Here is a 17,861-nt window from a genome sequence, read left to right as displayed (position 1 = left end):
TGAGCCCGATGAGCCAGGCGGCGCAGAATCTGAACTGGTTGATCACCAACTTCGTGGACAACACCCCTGGGGTGTCCCACACCGTGGTGGTCTCCGCCGACGGACTCCTGCTGGCGATGTCCGAGGGTTTCCCCCGGGACCGAGCCGATCAGCTGGCGGCTGTCGCCTCCGGTCTGACCTCGCTGACCGCGGGGGCGTCGAGGATTTTCGAAGGCGGTGCGGTCAACCAGACCGTCGTGGAGATGGAGCGCGGCTTCCTCTTCATCATGTCGATCTCCGACGGCTCCTCGCTGGCGGTGCTCGCTCACCCCGACGCCGACATCGGCCTCGTGGGCTACGAGATGGCTCTGCTGGTGGACCGGGCCGGCAGCGTGCTGACCCCGGATCTCCGTGCGGAACTCCAGGGCAGTCTTCTCAACTAACAGACGGACAGTGCGTTTCACGCCACCGCACCATAGGGTGCGGTGGCGCGGCTCCACAGGGACAGGAACCGGCTACCGGCAGTCGGAGGAGGAAACGTGGCAACACCCCCAGGCGGACGCCCCTATGACGGCGGTGCTCACCAGATGCCGGGTGAGCACTCTCAGAACCGCTTCAATTTTCCTTCGACGCCCAGTGGTCAGGGTGCCCAACAGCCCTACCACCAGCCGCAGTCGCCCTATGGGCAGCAGCCGCCGTCGCGCATCCAGCCTGTGCAGCCGCGCAGGGCCCAGGAGCCGGCATCGGGTTCGGGTGCTGCCCAGAACGCGCACAACCCGCTTGTGCGTCCGTACGCCATGACCGGCGGCCGGACCCGGCCGCGGTACCAGCTCGCCATCGAGGCGCTGGTGTCCACCACGGCCGATCCCGCCCGGCTGCAAGGGCAGTTGCCCGAGCACCAGCGGATCTGCCGGCTGTGCTTCGAGATCAAGTCGGTCGCGGAGATCTCGGCGCTTCTCACCATTCCCCTCGGCGTTGCCCGGATCCTCGTCGCCGACCTGGCGGAGGCCGGACTTGTCGCCATCCACCAGCCCGGCGGCGACGAGTCCGCCGGCGGCCAGCCAGACGTGACACTGCTCGAAAGGGTGCTCAGTGGACTTCGCAAGCTCTAGCGGCGGTGCAGCCCGCTCAACCACCAGCGCGAAGATCGTGGTGGCGGGCGGATTCGGCGTGGGCAAGACCACGTTCGTCGGCGCCGTCTCGGAGATCAACCCGCTGCGTACCGAAGCCGTCATGACCTCAGCCTCGGCCGGCATCGACGACCTCACACACACCGGGGACAAGACGACGACAACCGTCGCCATGGACTTCGGCCGCATCACCCTCGACCAGGACCTGATCCTCTACCTGTTCGGCACCCCCGGACAGGACCGCTTCTGGTTCATGTGGGACGACCTCGTACGCGGCGCCATCGGCGCCGTCGTCCTCGTCGACACCCGCCGCCTCGCCGACTGCTTCCCCGCCGTCGACTACTTCGAAAACAGCGGCCTCCCGTTCGTCATCGCCCTCAACGGCTTCGACGGACACCAGCCCTACAACCCCGAAGAAGTCCGCGAAGCACTCCAGATCGGCCCCGACACCCCGATCATCACCACCGACGCCCGCCACCGCGCAGACGCCAAGAGTGCCCTGATCACACTGGTCGAACACGCCCTGATGGCGCGTCTGCGGTAGCCGGTACCGCGGTTCGTGTCCCCAGTCGAAAAGGCCCCCGCACCGCGGGGGCCTTTCGTGTGTCCGCCGTGCCCCGCCCCGTCGCGTATTTCGGCGCTCGCGCGGTACGACGAAGGGCCCCGCCCGCCGGAGTACCGGCGAGAGGGGCCCCAGAAGGCGTCAGGAGAGCCTGGCGTCAGCCCCGCCAGCTGTGGGAGGGCTGGAAGCCGCGCTGGCGCTCCAGGCGGCGCCAGCCGGCCGTGGAGCGGCCGCGGTGGGCGGGCGCCTCGGGCTGGGAGGCGGCACGGGCGAGCAGGACCGCGGTGATCGCGGCCAGTTCCTCGGCGTCGGCGTGGCCCTTCTCGACGCGGAGCAAGGACGATGAGTCGGCAGGAGTGCTCATGGCTGTTGGGGCTCCAGGTTCGTCGCAGGGTTACTGCGGGGGGTTGCCGTGCTTGCGGGACGGCAGGTCGGCGTGCTTGTTGCGGAGCATGGCGAGAGACGCGATCAGCACCTCACGGGTCTCGGCCGGGTCGATGACGTCGTCGACCAGTCCGCGCTCCGCCGCGTAGTAGGGGTGCATGAGCTCGGCCTTGTACTCCTTGACCATGCGCGTCCGCATGGCCTCGGGGTCCTCGGCCTCCGCGATCTGCTTGCGGAAGATGACGTTGGCGGCACCTTCGGCGCCCATCACCGCGATCTCGTTGGTGGGCCAGGCGTAGGTGAGGTCCGCACCGATGGACTGGGAATCCATCACGATGTAGGCACCGCCGTACGCCTTGCGCAGGATCAGCGAGATCCTCGGCACGGTGGCGTTGCAGTACGCGTACAGGAGCTTCGCTCCGTGCCGGATGATTCCACCGTGCTCCTGGTCGACGCCGGGCAGGAAGCCGGGTACGTCCAGAAGAGTGATAATCGGGATGTTGAAGGCGTCGCACATCTGGACGAAGCGCGCCGCTTTCTCGGAGGCCTCGATGTCCAGGACACCGGCCAGGGACTGCGGCTGGTTGGCGACGATGCCGACCACCTGGCCGTCGAGACGGGCCAGTGCGCAGATGATGTTGCGGGCCCAGCGCTCGTGGATCTCCAGGTAGTCGCCGTCGTCGACGAGCTCCTCGATCACCTGGTGCATGTCGTAGGGCCGGTTGCCGTCCGCCGGCACGAGGTCCAGCAGGACGTCGGAGCGACGGTCGGCCGGGTCCTCGGCCGGGACCGACGGCGGGTTCTCACGGTTGTTCGAGGGGAGCATCGCCAGCAGGTAGCGCACCTCGGCGATGCAGGTCTCCTCGTCGTCGTACGCGAAGTGCGCGACGCCGGAGGTCTCGGCGTGGACGTCCGCGCCGCCCAGGCCGTTCTGGGTGATCTCCTCACCGGTGACCGCCTTGACGACGTCCGGGCCGGTGATGAACATCTGCGAGGTCTCGCGGACCATGAAGACGAAGTCGGTGAGCGCGGGCGAGTACGCCGCGCCACCGGCGCACGGGCCGAGCATCACCGAGATCTGCGGGATGACACCGGAGGCGCGGGTGTTGCGCTGGAAGATGCCGCCGTAGCCGGCGAGGGCGGAGACGCCCTCCTGGATACGGGCGCCGGCGCCGTCGTTGAGGGAGACCAGGGGGGCACCGGCCGAGATGGCCATGTCCATGATCTTGTGGATCTTGGTGGCGTGGGCTTCGCCCAGCGCGCCGCCGAAGATCCGGAAGTCGTGTGCGTAGACGAAGACCGTGCGGCCCTCGACCGTGCCCCAGCCGGTGATGACACCGTCGGTGTACGGCTTCTTCGCCTCCAGACCGAACCCGGTCGCCCGGTGCCGGCGCAGCTGCTCGACCTCCTTGAACGAGCCCTCGTCCAGCAGCAGCGCGATGCGCTCGCGGGCGGTCAGCTTGCCCTTGGCGTGCTGCGCCTCGGTGGCGCGGTCACTGGGCCCGCGCCGCGCACGGTCGCGCAGATCGTGCAGCTCGGCCACGCGTCCGCGAGCGTCGCTCGGCTCACTGGCGGTCTCGTCCAAAACGGTCATGCCTCGACCCTACGGATCCGACCGAGGAAACCCTGCCGTCGACTCCGTACAGTCTCCGGTCCGTTCTCCTGTTGGCCTTGCACAGAACCATTCGGCACAGCAGCCCAACCACCAGCTCAGTGCCACTGATGTTTGTGGAAGTCCAACAAGGTGTTCAGCTGAGAGTCACCTCACAGCGGTAGCTCGCCCCCGCGGTGCCCCCGGTGAGGCGCAGTCGCAGCTCGCGCCCCGCGGCGACCACCTCGATGCCGTCGTCCGCGGCGACGACCCGGCGGACCGGCCGGCGCCAGGTGATCTCCAGGGGTGCTCCGGTGCGCAGCGGATCGCTGAGATGGAACGTGGCCGTGCGGCGCCGGGTCCGCAGCAGAACACTGGCGGGCGCCGTCGTGGTGAGCGGGCCCACCGTACCGGGCTGCCAGAAGTTCGCCGCGGTCAGGCCCAGGGAGCGGACGGCGACGGCCTGGCGGGCCGCGGTGTTGTCGAGGATCTCCAGCCAGCGGCGGTCGTGCGCGCGGGCGGCGAGCGTTCGGCGGCTCGCGCCCGGCATCAGCAGATAGGCGTAGGAGGCATCGGCCGGATCGGTGCCGTGGTCCAGCCAGAGAGTGCGGTAGCGGCGGGTGGCGCGCTCGGTGGAGCTGGTGGTGTTGATGTCGCTCCACGCTCCGGTCCGGTCCTCCCACAGGGTGCGCAGTTCCGCCGTCCCTTCCGGGAAGACCCAGCCGCCGTGGCCGTCGAGATGCGCCCAGCCGTGGCCGCGGGTGAAGGCGTTCGTGCCGCCCTCGCCCAGATTGCGGTTGTCGACAACGGTCTCGACCGGCACCCCGTCGGCGCAGGAGATGCCGGCGCCCAGGCAGATGACCGCGTCGGCGACGCAGAACCAGGACTTGTGGGCCCGCAGGGTGGAGTCCAGCCCGTGGAGGTGCTGTCCCACGGCGGCGAACTCGCCGTCACAGGCTCCGCCCACCCAGCGCGCCGCCGGTTTGGGCAGTCCCCACTCGCCGCCCGCCCTGTCGGCGAGCCGCTTGGTCGACACGGTCGTGCCGGGGAGCCGGTAGAAGTCCACGGTCGGCCAGAACCAGTCGGTGTACTGGCCGCCCTGCGCCTCGCCCGGCCACCAGTAGAGCATTCCGGCGCCGGTGTGCCAGCCGCGTGGATTCTCGCCGTTGCCGCACTCGTAGTACGAGATCCGCTGTGAGGCCATGGAGATGTTCGCGGTCCAGCCGGGGCGGCGGTGGACGGCCCGGTCCATGGCGGCGAAGAGGTGGTGTCCGACGGGCTCGGGCGCGGCCGGGACGGGCGACGCGTCGACGGCGTGCAGCCGGGACAGATCGGCGACCCCGAACTGGGCGCCTTCGAGAATCGGGGTGGTGGTGTCGCGGGCGATCCAGCCCTTGATCCGCGCGTGCCAGCGTTCCCGCTCCTCAGCGCTCGCCCCGCCCGCGAGCAGCGCGATCGCGGCGATCAGCGCCTGGCCGTGGAAGTGGTCGCTGCGCATGACGCGGCGGTCGTCGTCCTTGAGGTAACCGCGGCTGATGGCACGGCCGTTGACGCTGTCCATCATCAGCCCGTTGTAAATCAGGGGCGCGTACGCGTGCTCGACGCTGTCCAGGATGATCTGCCGGTTGGGGTCCGTGACGGCCCAGGTGGATCCGGCGAGCAGGCTGAAGAGACGCCCCAGGCCGTCGAGCATGACCTGGCCGTAGGTGCCGGAGTAGGCGACCCAGGTGTGCTGGACGAACGAGCCGTCGGCGTAGAGGCCGTCGCCCCGGGTGACGTATGGGAAGACGGGCGACAGGGCGTCGCGGGCCAGGGCGATCTTGGCGGGCGCCCTGCCGAGCACGCCGCGCAGGGCGACCGAGCGGCACAGGTCGACGCGGTTGGCGCCGGTGGAGGTGCCGGTGTAGTCGCCGAGCATCGTGTCGGGGACGAAGTGGTCGACGGCGGCGAACGCGGCGTCCCGCCGGGCCCGGCCGAGGTCGTCGTGGAGGACGGCGACGATGTCCATCAGGAGGCGGGGGCTGCCGATCTGCCACTCCCACCAGTTGCCGTAGCGGGTCGTCGAGGGGTTGTAGACGGTCGTCGCGAGATGGTCGAGGCCGCGGAGGATGTCGGCGAGCAGCCCGGCGTCACCGGTGTGTCCGGTGCCCTGCTGCGCGTACGCCTGGGTCATGGTCCACAGCCGGGTGTAGCTCTGGGTGATGCCGGCGGGCGGGTCGAAGGGGTATCCGGGCCACAGTGAGGTCGCGGTGGGCGCCATCGAGGCGCGGAAGCCCGCGGCGAGCGTCCCGGTCTCGGCGAGGCGGGACGCGTACGGTTCGACGGTCGCGTCGTAGCCGCTGCCGAGGCTGATCTCCAACCAGCGCTGCCGCAGGGTCTCGTACTCGTCGTCCGCCGCAGCGCTCACCCGTGGTGTGAGGGCGATACAGAGAGCGCTTGCTCCCGTGGTGGCCAGAAAGGTACGGCGGGACCAGGCTGACGACAGCGGCACGGGGGCCTCCGGTGCGTGAGTGATTCGGTCCGGTCGACCTGTGGTCTAGCACGGCAGCCGGGTGCCTTCAATGGTCATGACACAAGCTGCCAGCAAGCGCTTGCGCCACACGCGCGTCCTCACGCCGACTGCCTTAACCCCGGCTTATGGGCAGTGAAAACTGCCGAGAGCGCTCTCAGTCATATCTCTTGACGCGGGTACCGGGCGTCGCAACAGTGAGAACTCCCCCACGAGCACCAGGAGTTCTGTCCGTGATATCCCGACGTATCTTCCTCACCGGTGCGGCCGCCGCGGTCACCGCGGCCACCTATCCCGCCTGGGGAAGCGCTCTCAGCCCCCGCGCCAGGGCCGCAGCCCCCACCTGCGAGCTCGCCCTGGAGAACAAGTCACTCCCCGGCACGGTCCACGCCTATGTCACCGGCCACGAACAGGGCACCGACCGGTGGGTGCTGCTGCGCCCGGACGGCGGTGTCCACTACCCCGAGAACCCGTCGGCGCCCGAGACCCCGCTGCCGGTCGACTGCGCCATCCCGCTGCCCGCGGCGGGCTCCGGCCCGATCGTGCTGACGCTTCCTCAGATGTTTGGCGCCCGCGTCTACTTCGTCCGCGACGACAAGCTGGACTTCTTCGTGAACCCGGGCCCCTCCCTGGTCGAGCCCGCCTTCGCGACGCCGTCCGACGCCAACTACGACCGCATCTGGTCCTTCGCCGAGTTCACCTTCAACCCCCAGCAGTTGTACGCGAACATCAGCTACGTCGACCTGGTGACGGCCCTCCCCATCGGCCTCACACTCACCGGGGACGCCACCCACACCGTGGCGCCACTGCCGGACGGCGCGGTGCAGAAGATCGCCGATGGTCTCGCCGCCCAGGCGGCCGAGGACGGACAACCGTGGGACAAGCTCGTCATCCGCGGCGCGGACGGCAAGGTGCTGCGCGTGATCGCGCCGCAGAACCTGATGGCCCCCTACTTCGACCGGCCCGCGGAGATGCCGTTCCGCGACGCCTTCGACTCCTACATCGACCAGGTCTGGGAGAAGTACCGCTCCACCGATCTGCGGATCGATCTCCAGGGCGGACGGGGGGTGTTCACCGGCCGGGTGAACGGGGAGACGCTCACCTTCAACGGCGGTCACACCTTCTCGAAGCCGTCCTCCAAGGACGTCTTCACCTGCAACCACGGACCGTTCGCCAACAACCCCGGCGACCCGGACGACAAGAAGGGCCTGCTCGCCCGGCTCGCCGCCGGCTTCAACCGGACGACCCTGCTGTCCCACCCTGACCAGCCGAACGGAGCGACCGCGGCCGACTACTACCTCGACCCCGGCACGAACCACTTCTCCCGTGTCGTGCACGCCAACACCCCGATCGGGTACGCGTTCCCGTACGACGACGTCCGTCCGGACGGACAGCCCGACGTCTCGGGAGCGGCGCACGACGGCAACCCGCGGCGCTTCACGCTGACCGTCGGGTCCTGACCGGCACGTCCTGACCGTCGGGTCCTGACCAGCAGCCCATGACCGCCGGCTCGTCACCGCCGGCCCCTGACACGCCGAGTGCCCGGCTCCTCCGCCATCTGCGGAGGGGCCGGGCACTCGCCCGTACGGTCAGCAGCCGCCGCAGTTGTAGTAGGTCACGTCCCAGTGGTTGCCCTCGTCCGCGTAGACGTTCCCGGACCCGGACCTCCACTGCGGGGCGCCGTCGCCCGGCCGTGCGCCGATGTAGCTGAAGGTGTTCTTGATGTAGTTCCCGACGCACGTGCCCTTGCTGAAGTCGAGCTTGTAGCCGTTCCAGTGGGAGTACGTGCCGCTCGCGTGCCCGGTCTCGGTGCCGCCGGTGATGTTGAGGGCACACCCGCTCGCGCTCTTCAGTGTCTGGGCCCCCTGCGCGGACATGAGGTTCAGCTGGTCGAACGACGTACAGGTGGGGTTGTTGCGGTTCGAGCAGCCGCCGGACGAGGACCAGGTGATCCCGGACGAGCGGAACATCGACGTGGCCGTGGCGTGGCTGATCTTGGTGGCCGCGTGGGCTTCGGTCGCGCTGCTGAGGACGCCGAAGCCGGGAGCGAGGAGCGCGCCGGAGACGAGCGCGAGCGCGGTGAGCGTCGATCGGATTTTCATGGGGGGAGATCCCTCCTGCTGATGACCGTTGGGGACCGTGCCAGTCCGGTGGTACGGGCGGTGCAGGTGGAGCACAGAGATGCTGCCCGAGTTCTACGCGCGTCGCCAGGGGGTGCGCATGTCGTTCGGGTGAACCCCTCCAGAAGATGTTGAACTTTAAACGGAATAGGTCTATGGTCGATGTCGTTGAAGGTTTAACTACCGACCGCCCCGTCCCCCGAGGAGTCCGACATCATGGGTATCTTCAATCGCAAGCCCGAAGCCGCTGCCACTGCCACCGCCACCGCCACCCAGGTCGACCCCGCCCTGGTCGCACTGTCCGGCAGCTACACCATCGACCCGGCCCACAGCAGCATCGGCTTCACGGTCCGCCACGCGATGGTCACCAACGTCCGCGGCTCGTTCGGTGAGTTCTCCGGCAGCCTCGAGCTGAACGGCAAGGACCCGCACCACTCCACCGCCGAGATCGACGTGACGATCGCCAGCATCGACACCGGTATCGCCGACCGCGACGGCCACCTGCGCAGCGGTGACTTCTTCGAGACCGAGAAGTTCCCCCAGATGACCTTCCGCTCCACGCAGGCGGAGACGCTCGGCGGCGACACCTACCGGATCACCGGTGACCTGACGATCAAGGACGTCACGCGCCCCCTCGCCATCGAGCTGGAGTTCAACGGCTCCGCCACCGACGTCTACGGCAACGAGCGCGTGGGCTTCGAGGGCTCCGCCGAGATCCTTCGCTCCGACTGGGGCCTGACCTGGAACGCCGCGCTGGAGACGGGCGGCGTGATGGTCAGCGACAAGGTGAAGCTGACCTTCGACATCTCCGCGATCAAGTCCGCGGCCTGATCCGGGACGTCACCCCGGCACCCAGAGCGCGCCCGCCCCGCCGTCCCGACGGCCGGGCGGGCGCTCCGCTGTCCGCGCGCTGTCGCTGCCGGGCCGGACCGCACCTCAGGACGCTGCCATCGCCGGGTGCCGCCCGCTCAGAAACCGCTCCCGAAGTCCCCGCCGCCACCGAAGCCTCCGCCGCCCCCGAAGTCCCCGCCTCCGCCGAAGTCCGACGAGCTGAAGTCGGCGCCCGAGTAGTCGCCGCCGCTGTAGTCGGCGCCGCCGTAGTCCGCCGCGTACGCAGGGGTCGCGAGCACGCTGCCGAGCAGTGTGCCGGCCAGCAGACCGGGGAGGATGCCGCCGCCGAAGTAGCCGCCGGCCCAGGGGCCGTACGCCGGTCCTGCCTCCCAGTACGGCCGCCGGCCGTCCCCCGTCTCGACCGTGCGGGCCATCGGGTCCAGGCCGCCCTTGAGCCGGGAGGCGTCCACCGCGCACACCGGGATCTCGCGGGCCTGGCCGCCGTCCGGGGTCCAGGTCATGTCGGTGACGGAGGGCCCGTGGCGCGGGTCGAAGAAGCAGGGGGCCCTGCGCTCCGGAATCGGCCGGTCCGTGCGCCGGGCGTCGAGTGCGGCCAGGCTGAAGCGCCCGTCCTCCAGCGCCTCGGTGACTCCTCGCACGTCGGAGGGGTGGCGGGCGGCGCCCATCAGCGACTTCGCCTTGTCGTACGAGTCGAGCGCCCGCTCGTAGTCGGCGCGCATCGCGTCGTTCGCGCCCTTCTCCGAGGGGTGGAAGTCCAGTCGGTCGAGTTCTTCACCGAAGGCGGTGATGTCCTCGTCGACCACCACCCGGAGCTTGTCGAGGGCCTCTCGCTCCTCCTGTGCCTTGCGGCGGCGGTTGCGGGCCACGAGCGCGTAGGCGCCGACTCCGCCCGCGGCGAGCACCGCACCGAAGGCGATCACGGCGCCGCCGTTCACTCCCTCGTCCCCTCCGGTGGTGCCCCAGGAGGCGGGCGCGCTGCCCCGCATCTGCGGGAGCGCCTGGTCGACGAAGTTGTTCAGCTGGGTGGCGGCGTCGGCGCCGGGGGGCGTCTTGACCGCGGTGACCAGGTTCTGGACAGCCTGGCCCGACAGGACGCGGCTGTCGGCCGCCGCGTTGAAACCGTCGCCGAGGCGGATGGCGTAGAGGCCGGTGACACCCGTCTCGGTGCGGACGTTCCGCAGGACGGATTCGGGCGGGAAGTCGGCGGACGCCGGCAGGACGGCCACGAACAGCGGTTTGTCCGCGTTCTTGATCTTCTGTGCCAGCGCGTCCGCGTCCGCCTTGGAGAGCTGGGCGGAGGCGCGCGGGTCGACATAGACCGGGCTGTTCTCCAGAGCGGCGGCCACGGTGGCGGGGCCGGTGGCCGCGTGCGCCCCCGGCGCCACCCCGAGGGCGGCCGCCGAGAGCGCGAGCAGCAGACCGGACAGTGCGGTGAACAGCCTGGTCCTCATACCTTGACGCTACCCGAAAGGGTTGATTTTCGGACATGCGCCAAGGGTCTGATTCAGGCCGCCTTGTATGCGGCCGTCAGCTTGGCCACGGCCGCGGCCGGCTTGCCGGACAGCAGTAGATGGTCCGCGTCCGCGAACGGCTTCGCCGACGCGGCCGTGATCCGCTGCCCGATCTTCTGCTGGACGAGGAGCCGGGCCCGGGAGACCAGCTCGCGCGCCTCCGGGGAGTCGCCCCGGCCGGTCACCTCCAGGAGCTTCGCCGCCAGTGCCATGGCCTTGAGGGTGAGTTCCCCGCCGGCCGGCGGCTTGTTCAGGGTGGTGAGGCCCCAGCCGTAGGGGTACTGCGGGTCGTACGCGGTGTCCCCGACGTTGATCGGCAGCTGTGCGGCGGACCTGGGCCAGGTCACGGGCAGCCGGCCGGTGAAGGCCTTCCGGCCGTAGAGGACGTCGGCGACGCCGTCGCCCTCGGTGCCCGGCAGCCAGGAGGCGACGAGTGCGTCGATGTCGCCGAGGCGGTCGCCGATCAGCTGCGGGCGGCCGGAGACGATCAGGACGGCGCACTTCATCGCGGCGCACACCTTGTCCACGGCGGCCCGGTCGGCCGCGCTCAGCTCCAGGTCGTGGCCGTTGCCGACGTCTCCGACACCCTCGGCGTAGGGGGTCTCGCCGACGACGACCACACCGACGTCGTGGCCCTCAAGGGGAGCGGACGCGTCCTTGGACCAGGTCACCGTCTCGGGGGCGGCCTTCTTCATGCCCTCGAGGATCGTCGTGCCGGGGGTGATCTTCCCGGACGAGCCCTGCCAGCTGATGGTCCAGCCGCCGGCCTGGTTGCCGATGTCGTCGGCGTTGGACCCGGCGACGTACACCTTCTGCGACGGCTTGAGGGGCAGGACCGCGCCGTCGTTCTTCAGCAGCACCTGGGACTTGGCGACGGCCTCACGGGCGACCGCCCGGTGGGGAGCCGAGCCGATGCTGCCGAGGTGGGTGGTGTCGGCGTACGGCTTCTCGAACAGTCCCAGGGCGAACTTCTGGGTCAGGATCCGCGAGACGGCGTCGTCGATCCGCGCCTCGGGAATCCGGCCCGCCGTCACCTCCTCCTGAAGGGTCCGGTGGAAGTCCGGGTAGGCCGTCGGCACCATGATCATGTCGAGTCCGGCGTTGACCGAGGTACGCACATCGCTCGCGTAGTCGCCGGGGATCTGGTCGATGGCCTGCCAGTCACTGATGACGAAGCCCTTGAAGCCCATGCGGTCCTTGAGCACGCCGTTGATCATCTCGGCGTTGGCGTGCATCTTCACCGGGCCCTGGTCGTCGCCCAGGACGTCCAGCGACGAGTACGACGGCATGACCGTGCCGGCGCCGCGCTTGACGGCCTCCGCGAACGGCGCGAGATGGACGGCCTCCAGTTCCTGCCGGGTGACCTTGGTGATGCCCTGGTCGATCGTGTACGAGCCGGTGGAGGACGAGCCGTACTCCGTACCGCCGTCGCCGACGTAGTGCTTGGCGCTGGTCAGCACCTTGTCGTTGCGGGCGAGATCCTTGCCGGACGGGGCGCCCTGCATACCCGTGATCACCGTCTCCATGGCGGTGACCAGGGCGGGGTCCTCCCCGAAGGCCTCGTAGGAGCGGCCCCAGCGCTCGTCGCGCGTCACGCAGAGGCAGGGTGCGAAGTCCCACGGGATACCGGTGGCGCGGACCTCCTTCGCCGTCACGGCGCCGGTCTTCGCTGCCACGGCCGCGTCACGGGTGGCCCCGATGCCGATGTTGTGCGGCATGATCGTCGACCCGATGACGTTGTTGTGGCCGTGCACGGCGTCCACGCCGTAGATCAGCGGGATCTGGAACCGCGTCGCCTGCGCGCGCAGTTGGTAGGCGTCGACCATCTTCGCCCAGGCCTCAGGGGCGTTCGGGGTCGGCACCGAGCCGCCGCCGGAGAGCAGCGAACCGAGGTCGTAGGCGGCGATGTCGCCCTGAGACTTCAGGGCGTTGCGCTCGGCCTGGGTCATCTGCCCGGCCTTCTCCGCGAGCGTCATCCGCGAGAGCAGGTCGGCGACGCGCTTCTTCACCGGGAGCTTCTTGTCGAGATACGGCAGACCGTGGGCGTCCACGACGATCTGCGGGGTCTCGGCGGGCGCCTTCGCTCCGGTGACAGTGAGCTTCAGCGGAATCGTCTCGGCCGGCTCGGCCGAGCGGTCCTTGCGGGTCGCGACGGCGACCGACGTCGATGTGCCCGAGACGGACCCGGCCGGGAAGGTGACCGTGCCGGAGACCGGGGTGTAGTCCCTGCCGGCTTCGGCGGTCCCGCCCTCGGTGGTGTAAGCGACGGTGACGGGTTCCTCGGTGGGGCCCGAGCCCGTGGTGGCGACGGAGATCTTCACCTTGGCGGTGCCGCCCTCGTCGACCGGGTGGACGGCCGCGTCGGTGATGACGCTCGCCTTCAGCGCCGGGTCGGCCTTGCCGTACAGCTCGACGCCGTCCATGGCGAACCGGCCGGGGGCGCCGGTGGGCAGGGTGAGCGCGTAGCCCCACATCTCGTTCAGTCCGAGGACCTGGTCGATGCCGCCGACGGGCTGGTAGTCGGCGCGGTAGACGAAGTCCGCGAAGGGGATCTCGACGAGGTGCCAGCCCTCCCAGTCGTCGGTGAACGAGGTGGTCCACAGTTCGGAGGCCTCGCCGTTGGCGCCGCCGTCCTTGAGCTCGAAGTTGATCTTCTTGCCCGAACCGGGCGGCAGCGGTGCGGTGTTCTGCCCGTACCACCAGAAGCGGATGCCCTTGTACGGGGTCCAGTTCTGCGCGGGCTTGTCGAAGGCGAAGTCGTGGGTGAGGCCGCCCCAGCCGCTGATGTCGTAGGAGCCTTCGAGGACCTTGGCGCCCTCGGGCGCGTCCGCGCGCTCCTTCAGCTCCAGCCGGGGCTGGTCGTCGGCGTCGCTCCCCCACGTGAAGATGCCCTCGGCGGGCGGATTGGCGAACGGGACCTCGCCCTCGAAGCGGTCGACGGCGAACGGCACCGGATCGTCGGCCGCCGCGCTGACCCCGGCTCCGGCGCCGGTGAGCAGGGTGGTCAGGACGGCGGTCGCGGCGAGCGCGGCCGTGCCGGCTCTGGTTCTGAAGCGGGTACGGGTGGGGGGCATTGCGGCTCCTTCGGTGCGGACGGGGTGGCACGGCAGGAAGGTCGGCGAGCGGGAGGGCTGGTGCGAGCGGGTGCGGTGGTGTCGGGGGAACGACAGGGATCGAGCGCGAGGGGCGTCGGGGAGCGGGCGCGGCTCAGGCGGGTGCGGAGGCGCGCACGATCAGTTCGGTGGGCAGCACGACGGGTTCGACGGGAGCGGGAGTGCCGCCGAGGTGGGCGAGCAGCATCCCGGCCGCCCGCTCCCCCATCCGGCGCATCGGCTGGCGGACGGTGGTCAGCGGTGGTTCCGTGTGCTGGGCCATGGGGATGTCGTCGAAGCCGACGACCGCGATGTCGTCGGGGACGCTCCGTCCCGCGGCGCGCAGGGCCCGCAGCACGCCGACCGCGCTGAGGTCGTTGTGCGCGAAGACGGAGTCGAAGGCCCTGCCGGTGGCGAGGAAGCGTTCCGTCGCCAGCCGCCCGGAGACCTCGGTGAAGTCACCGCCGACGACGCGGTCGGTCGGCAGCACCTCCAGAAAGCCCTCAAGCCGCTCGCGTACGCAGCCGAAGTCGGGGCGGCCGGTCACGATCAGGGGGCGGGAGCGGCCGTCGGCGAGCAGATGGCGGGCGGCCGACGCCCCGCCCTCCCGGTTGGTGGTCGCGACGGACGGGAACTCCGGGTGATGGCCGCGGTCGTCGATGAGGACGACGGGAAGGCCCTTGCGGTGCATCGCGGTGATCGTGTCGAGGGTGTCCTCGGGCTCGACGACGAGGAGTCCGTCGAAGGCGCGGGCGGAGACCTGGCCGGCGAAGTGTTCCACGGACTCCCGTCCGCGGTTGCAGGTGAAGAGCAGCAGTCCGTAGCCGGCGGCCTCGACGGTGTCGACGACCCCTTGGAGGACCTCGCCCATCCACGGCCAGGTCAGCGGGGGCGTCAGCATGGCGACCGTACGGCTGGTGCCGCGGGCCAGTCCGACGGCTCCGCTGCTGGGCACATAGCCGAGCGCCGCGATCACTTCACGAACGCGGGCGGCGGTAGCGACGTCGACCTCGCCCCTGGTGTTGAGCACCCGGGACACGGTCGTCTTGCTGACACCCGCCTGACGTGCGACATCGGCGATGGTGACGGGCATGGGGAGGCCTCCGCGACGAGGTCCGGAACCGGTGCCGGAACCGGTACCGGTGGTGCGCGGCGAGTCAACTAGCGTCCCGTCACGCCGTCAAGACTTCACACCGGAATCGCCGAAACCCCAACTTCAGCCGCTGCATGGAGGGTTGTTCGTTCAGAGTGTGAATGCGCAATCTCTTGACGGACGTTCGCATCGGCAGTTCACTCACGCCTCGACCCCCACACATCTGCCGAGAAGGGCTCCAGCCCATGGCAAGACGACCGAAGCGAACGATCAGAATTCTGCTCGCGGCCACCCTCGCGGCCGCCGGTCTGACCGGTCTGACCGCCGGTACGGCGCAGGCCGCAGGCGAGCAGGTGAACGTCTGGCTCACCACGACCAGCGACGCCGGCGGCCGCACCGTCACCCGCGGACTCCAGCAGCAGACACCCGTCAACTTCCAGGCGGGCAACGGCGGCAGCGGCACCAACATCACCGTCGACGAGAACACCCGCTTCCAGACGTTCAGCGGCGGCGGCGCCTCCTTCACCGACACGGCCGCATGGCTGATGAAGGGCAGCGGCGCACTCTCCCAGGCCACGCGTGACGCGACGATGCGCAAGCTCTTCTCACCCACCGAGGGGATCGGGCTCTCCTTCGTCCGCAACCCGATGGGCGGCTCCGACCTGGCCCGCTTCGGCTACACCTACAACGACCTGCCGGCCGGGCAGACCGACCCCTCGCTGTCGCGGTTCTCGATCGCCCACGACCTCGCCGACGTGCTGCCGCTGACCAAGCAGGCACGACAGCTCAATCCGGGCCTCACCCTGGTGGCGTCACCGTGGACGGCGCCCGCGTGGATGAAGGACAACGGCCAGCTCAACGGCGGCTGGCTGAAGGCCGAGAACTACGGCACCTACGCCAACTACTTCGTGAAGTACCTCCAGGCCTGGCGCGACCAGGGCGTCCCCGTCGACTACGTCACCGCACAGAACGAGCCGACCTGCTGCGCCGGTTACCCGTCGATGAGCTGGAACGGCTCCGGGCTCGCCTTCTTCACCAAGAGCGAGCTGCTGCCGAGGCTCCAGGGCGCCGGCCTGCCGACCAAGGTGCTCGCCCACGACTGGAACTGGGACACCTACGACGCCTACGCGGCGCCGGCGGTGAACGACGCGGCGGTGCGCAGCCACCCCAACTTCGGTGGCGTGGCCTGGCACGGCTACGGCGGAAACGTCTCCAAGCAGACGGACGTGCACAACCAGTATCCGCAGCTGGACGCCTTCCAGACCGAGCACTCGGGCGGCACCTGGATCGGCAACCAGCAGCGCGAGGACATGATGAACATCATCGACTACACCCGTAACTGGGCGAAGTCGGTGACCAAGTGGTCCCTGGCGGTCGACCAGAACCGCGGCCCCCACAACGGCGGCTGCGGGACCTGCGACGGCCTGATCACCGTGCACAACGGAGACGGCCGGCACGGGCAGGTCGACTACACCATCGAGTACTACACGATGGGGCATCTGACGAAGTTCGTGAAGCCGGGCGCCCACCGGATCGCCTCGACGGCGAGCGGCGACGTGCCGAACGTGGCCTGGCGCAATCCCGACGGCTCCAAGGCCCTGATCGCCTACAACGACTCGTCGTCGGCGCGTGAGATGCGGATCAACTGGGGCGGCCAGACCGTCCGTTACTCGCTGCCGGGCAAGACGTCCGCGACCTTCACCTGGTCGGGCACGCAGAGCGGCGGCTCGGACGCGTCGGGCGCCCTGGTGGGCCTGGCCGGCAAGTGCCTCGACGTGGCGGGCGGCTCGACCGCCGACGGCACGGCCGTCCAGCTCTGGGACTGCAACGGCTCCACCGCCCAGCGCTGGACGGTCCGGGCGGACGGGTCGGTCCAGGCACTGGGCAAGTGCCTGGACGTGACGGGTGCGTCGACGGCGAACGGCGCGAAGATCCAGTTGTACGGCTGCAACGGGTCGGGGGCGCAACAGTGGCGGTACGAGGCGTCCACCGGTGATCTGGTGAACGCGGCGGCCGACAAGTGTCTGGACGTCTCGGACAACTCGTCGGCGAACGGGGCCCGGGCACAGATCTGGTCGTGCACCGGAGCCGCCAACCAGAAGTGGCGGCTCCAGCCCTGATGCTCGGGGGGCGCCCCCGCCCGCGGTCTACTCGGCCGGCTCGACGCCGGCGCGCAGCAGACCGTAGGTGTAGGCGTCCTCCAGGGCCTGCCAGGAGGCGGCGATGACATTCTCGGCGACGCCGACGGTGGACCATTCGCCGCCTCCGTCACCCGTGGTGATCAGGACGCGGGTGATGGACTCGGTGCCGTGGCGACCTTCGAGGATGCGGACCTTGTAGTCGACCAGCTCCATCTTGGCGAGCTGCGGGTAGAACCGCTCCAGACCGACTCTCATCGCGCGGTCGAGGGCGTTGACGGGGCCGTTGCCCTCGGCGGTGGCGACGATCCGCTCGCCCTTGGCCCACAGTTTCACGGTGGCCTCGTTGGCGTGGGTGCCGTCGGGGCGGTCCTCGACGATGGCCCGCCAGGACTCGGTACGGAAGTAGCGGCGCGGGCGGCCCTCGGCCTCGGCGCGCAGCAGCAGTTCGAAGGAGGCGTCGGCGGCCTCGTAGGTGTAGCCGGCGAGTTCGCGCTCCTTGACCCGCTCGACGACCCGGCCGATCAGCTCGCGGTCACCGCCGAGCTCGATGCCGAGCTCCTTGCCCTTCAGCTCGATCGAGGCACGGCCCGCCATGTCGGAGACGAGCATCCGCATGGTGTTGCCGACCTGCTCCGGGGCGATGTGCTGGTAGAGATCCGGATCGACCTTGATCGCGGAGGCATGCAGACCGGCCTTGTGCGCGAACGCGGACACCCCCACATAGGGCTGATGCGTGGAGGGCGTGAGGTTGACGACCTCCGCGATCGCGTGCGAGATCCGGGTCATCTCCGCCAGCGCACCCTCGGGCAGCACGCTCTTGCCGTACTTCAGTTCCAGCGCGGCGACGACGGGGAACAGGTTGGCGTTGCCGACCCGCTCGCCGTAGCCGTTGGCGGT

14 protein-coding genes are annotated in these 17,861 nt (G+C 69.9%); 6 read left to right on the top strand and 8 right to left on the bottom strand.

Going from position 1 to position 17,861, the window contains the following annotated elements; translation table 11 throughout:
* Window positions 1–8 precede the first annotated feature (8 nt).
* The 3 genes from ACFWU3_RS11870 to ACFWU3_RS11860 all read left to right on the top strand — a co-directional run bounded on the left by ACFWU3_RS11870 (window position 9) and on the right by ACFWU3_RS11860 (window position 1,653).
* Window positions 9–422, top strand: a complete 414-nt coding sequence (locus ACFWU3_RS11870) for a roadblock/LC7 domain-containing protein (RefSeq protein WP_006127847.1) — start codon at window positions 9–11, stop codon at window positions 420–422.
* Window positions 423–518: 96 nt separating this feature from the next.
* Window positions 519–1,091: a DUF742 domain-containing protein gene (locus ACFWU3_RS11865; protein ID WP_384434840.1), complete on the top strand. Its 573-nt coding sequence runs from the start codon at window positions 519–521 to the stop codon at window positions 1,089–1,091.
* Window positions 1,072–1,653, top strand: a complete 582-nt coding sequence (locus tag ACFWU3_RS11860; protein WP_050791473.1) for an ATP/GTP-binding protein — start codon at window positions 1,072–1,074, stop codon at window positions 1,651–1,653. Before ACFWU3_RS11865 ends, ACFWU3_RS11860 begins: the two co-directional genes overlap by 20 nt.
* A gap of 175 nt (window positions 1,654–1,828) precedes the next feature.
* Here the strand turns inward: ACFWU3_RS11860 and ACFWU3_RS11855 are convergent, their stop codons facing one another.
* From ACFWU3_RS11855 to ACFWU3_RS11845, 3 genes are all read right to left on the bottom strand, one after another.
* Window positions 1,829–2,035 (bottom strand): acyl-CoA carboxylase subunit epsilon, encoded by a 207-nt coding sequence (locus ACFWU3_RS11855; RefSeq protein WP_313943890.1) that lies wholly within the window; start codon window positions 2,033–2,035, stop codon window positions 1,829–1,831.
* A 30-nt stretch (window positions 2,036–2,065) separates the two neighbouring features.
* Window positions 2,066–3,649 (bottom strand): acyl-CoA carboxylase subunit beta, encoded by a 1,584-nt coding sequence (locus ACFWU3_RS11850; protein ID WP_313943891.1) that lies wholly within the window; start codon window positions 3,647–3,649, stop codon window positions 2,066–2,068.
* Window positions 3,650–3,803: 154 nt separating this feature from the next.
* Window positions 3,804–6,131, bottom strand: coding sequence for a polysaccharide lyase 8 family protein (locus tag ACFWU3_RS11845; protein ID WP_384435235.1), 2,328 nt, complete (start codon window positions 6,129–6,131; stop codon window positions 3,804–3,806).
* 257 nt (window positions 6,132–6,388) lie between these two features.
* Between ACFWU3_RS11845 and ACFWU3_RS11840 the strand changes: the two genes are divergently transcribed.
* Window positions 6,389–7,615 (top strand): glycoside hydrolase family 64 protein, encoded by a 1,227-nt coding sequence (locus ACFWU3_RS11840; RefSeq protein WP_384434835.1) that lies wholly within the window; start codon window positions 6,389–6,391, stop codon window positions 7,613–7,615.
* Window positions 7,616–7,744: 129 nt separating this feature from the next.
* On the opposite strand, the gene ACFWU3_RS11835 is transcribed toward ACFWU3_RS11840, so the two are convergent.
* A complete protein-coding gene (locus tag ACFWU3_RS11835; protein WP_340475606.1) occupies window positions 7,745–8,257 on the bottom strand; it encodes a hypothetical protein in 513 nt (170 codons plus the stop codon).
* Window positions 8,258–8,491: 234 nt separating this feature from the next.
* Here ACFWU3_RS11835 and ACFWU3_RS11830 point away from each other — a divergent pair, with 234 nt between their 5' ends.
* Window positions 8,492–9,106 (top strand): YceI family protein, encoded by a 615-nt coding sequence (locus tag ACFWU3_RS11830; RefSeq protein ID WP_384434832.1) that lies wholly within the window; start codon window positions 8,492–8,494, stop codon window positions 9,104–9,106.
* Window positions 9,107–9,243: 137 nt separating this feature from the next.
* Here ACFWU3_RS11830 and ACFWU3_RS11825 read toward each other — a convergent pair whose 3' ends face one another.
* The 3 genes from ACFWU3_RS11825 to ACFWU3_RS11815 form a co-directional block, all read right to left on the bottom strand.
* A complete protein-coding gene (locus tag ACFWU3_RS11825) occupies window positions 9,244–10,578 on the bottom strand; it encodes a hypothetical protein (protein ID WP_384434829.1) in 1,335 nt (444 codons plus the stop codon).
* 53 nt (window positions 10,579–10,631) lie between these two features.
* Window positions 10,632–13,712: a glycoside hydrolase family 3 N-terminal domain-containing protein gene (locus ACFWU3_RS11820; RefSeq protein WP_384434826.1), complete on the bottom strand. Its 3,081-nt coding sequence runs from the start codon at window positions 13,710–13,712 to the stop codon at window positions 10,632–10,634.
* 133 nt (window positions 13,713–13,845) lie between these two features.
* On the bottom strand, window positions 13,846–14,823 hold the full coding sequence (locus ACFWU3_RS11815; RefSeq protein ID WP_384434823.1) for a LacI family DNA-binding transcriptional regulator: 978 nt from the start codon (window positions 14,821–14,823) through the stop codon (window positions 13,846–13,848).
* A 245-nt stretch (window positions 14,824–15,068) separates the two neighbouring features.
* On the opposite strand from ACFWU3_RS11815, the gene ACFWU3_RS11810 reads away from it, so the two are divergent.
* Complete coding sequence (locus tag ACFWU3_RS11810; protein WP_384434820.1) at window positions 15,069–16,943, top strand: ricin-type beta-trefoil lectin domain protein; 1,875 nt, start codon at window positions 15,069–15,071, stop codon at window positions 16,941–16,943.
* A 27-nt stretch (window positions 16,944–16,970) separates the two neighbouring features.
* Here ACFWU3_RS11810 and ACFWU3_RS11805 read toward each other — a convergent pair.
* Window positions 16,971–17,861: alpha-isopropylmalate synthase regulatory domain-containing protein (locus tag ACFWU3_RS11805; RefSeq protein WP_384434817.1), on the bottom strand; the 891-nt coding region annotated here is incomplete at its 5' end.

Origin of the sequence: Streptomyces sp. NPDC058685 (assembly GCF_042714725.1) — a bacterium.
GTDB lineage: Bacteria > Actinomycetota > Actinomycetes > Streptomycetales > Streptomycetaceae > Streptomyces.
The sequence above is the reverse complement of the archived record's forward strand: the minus strand, read 5'-3'. Positions and strand labels throughout refer to the sequence as shown.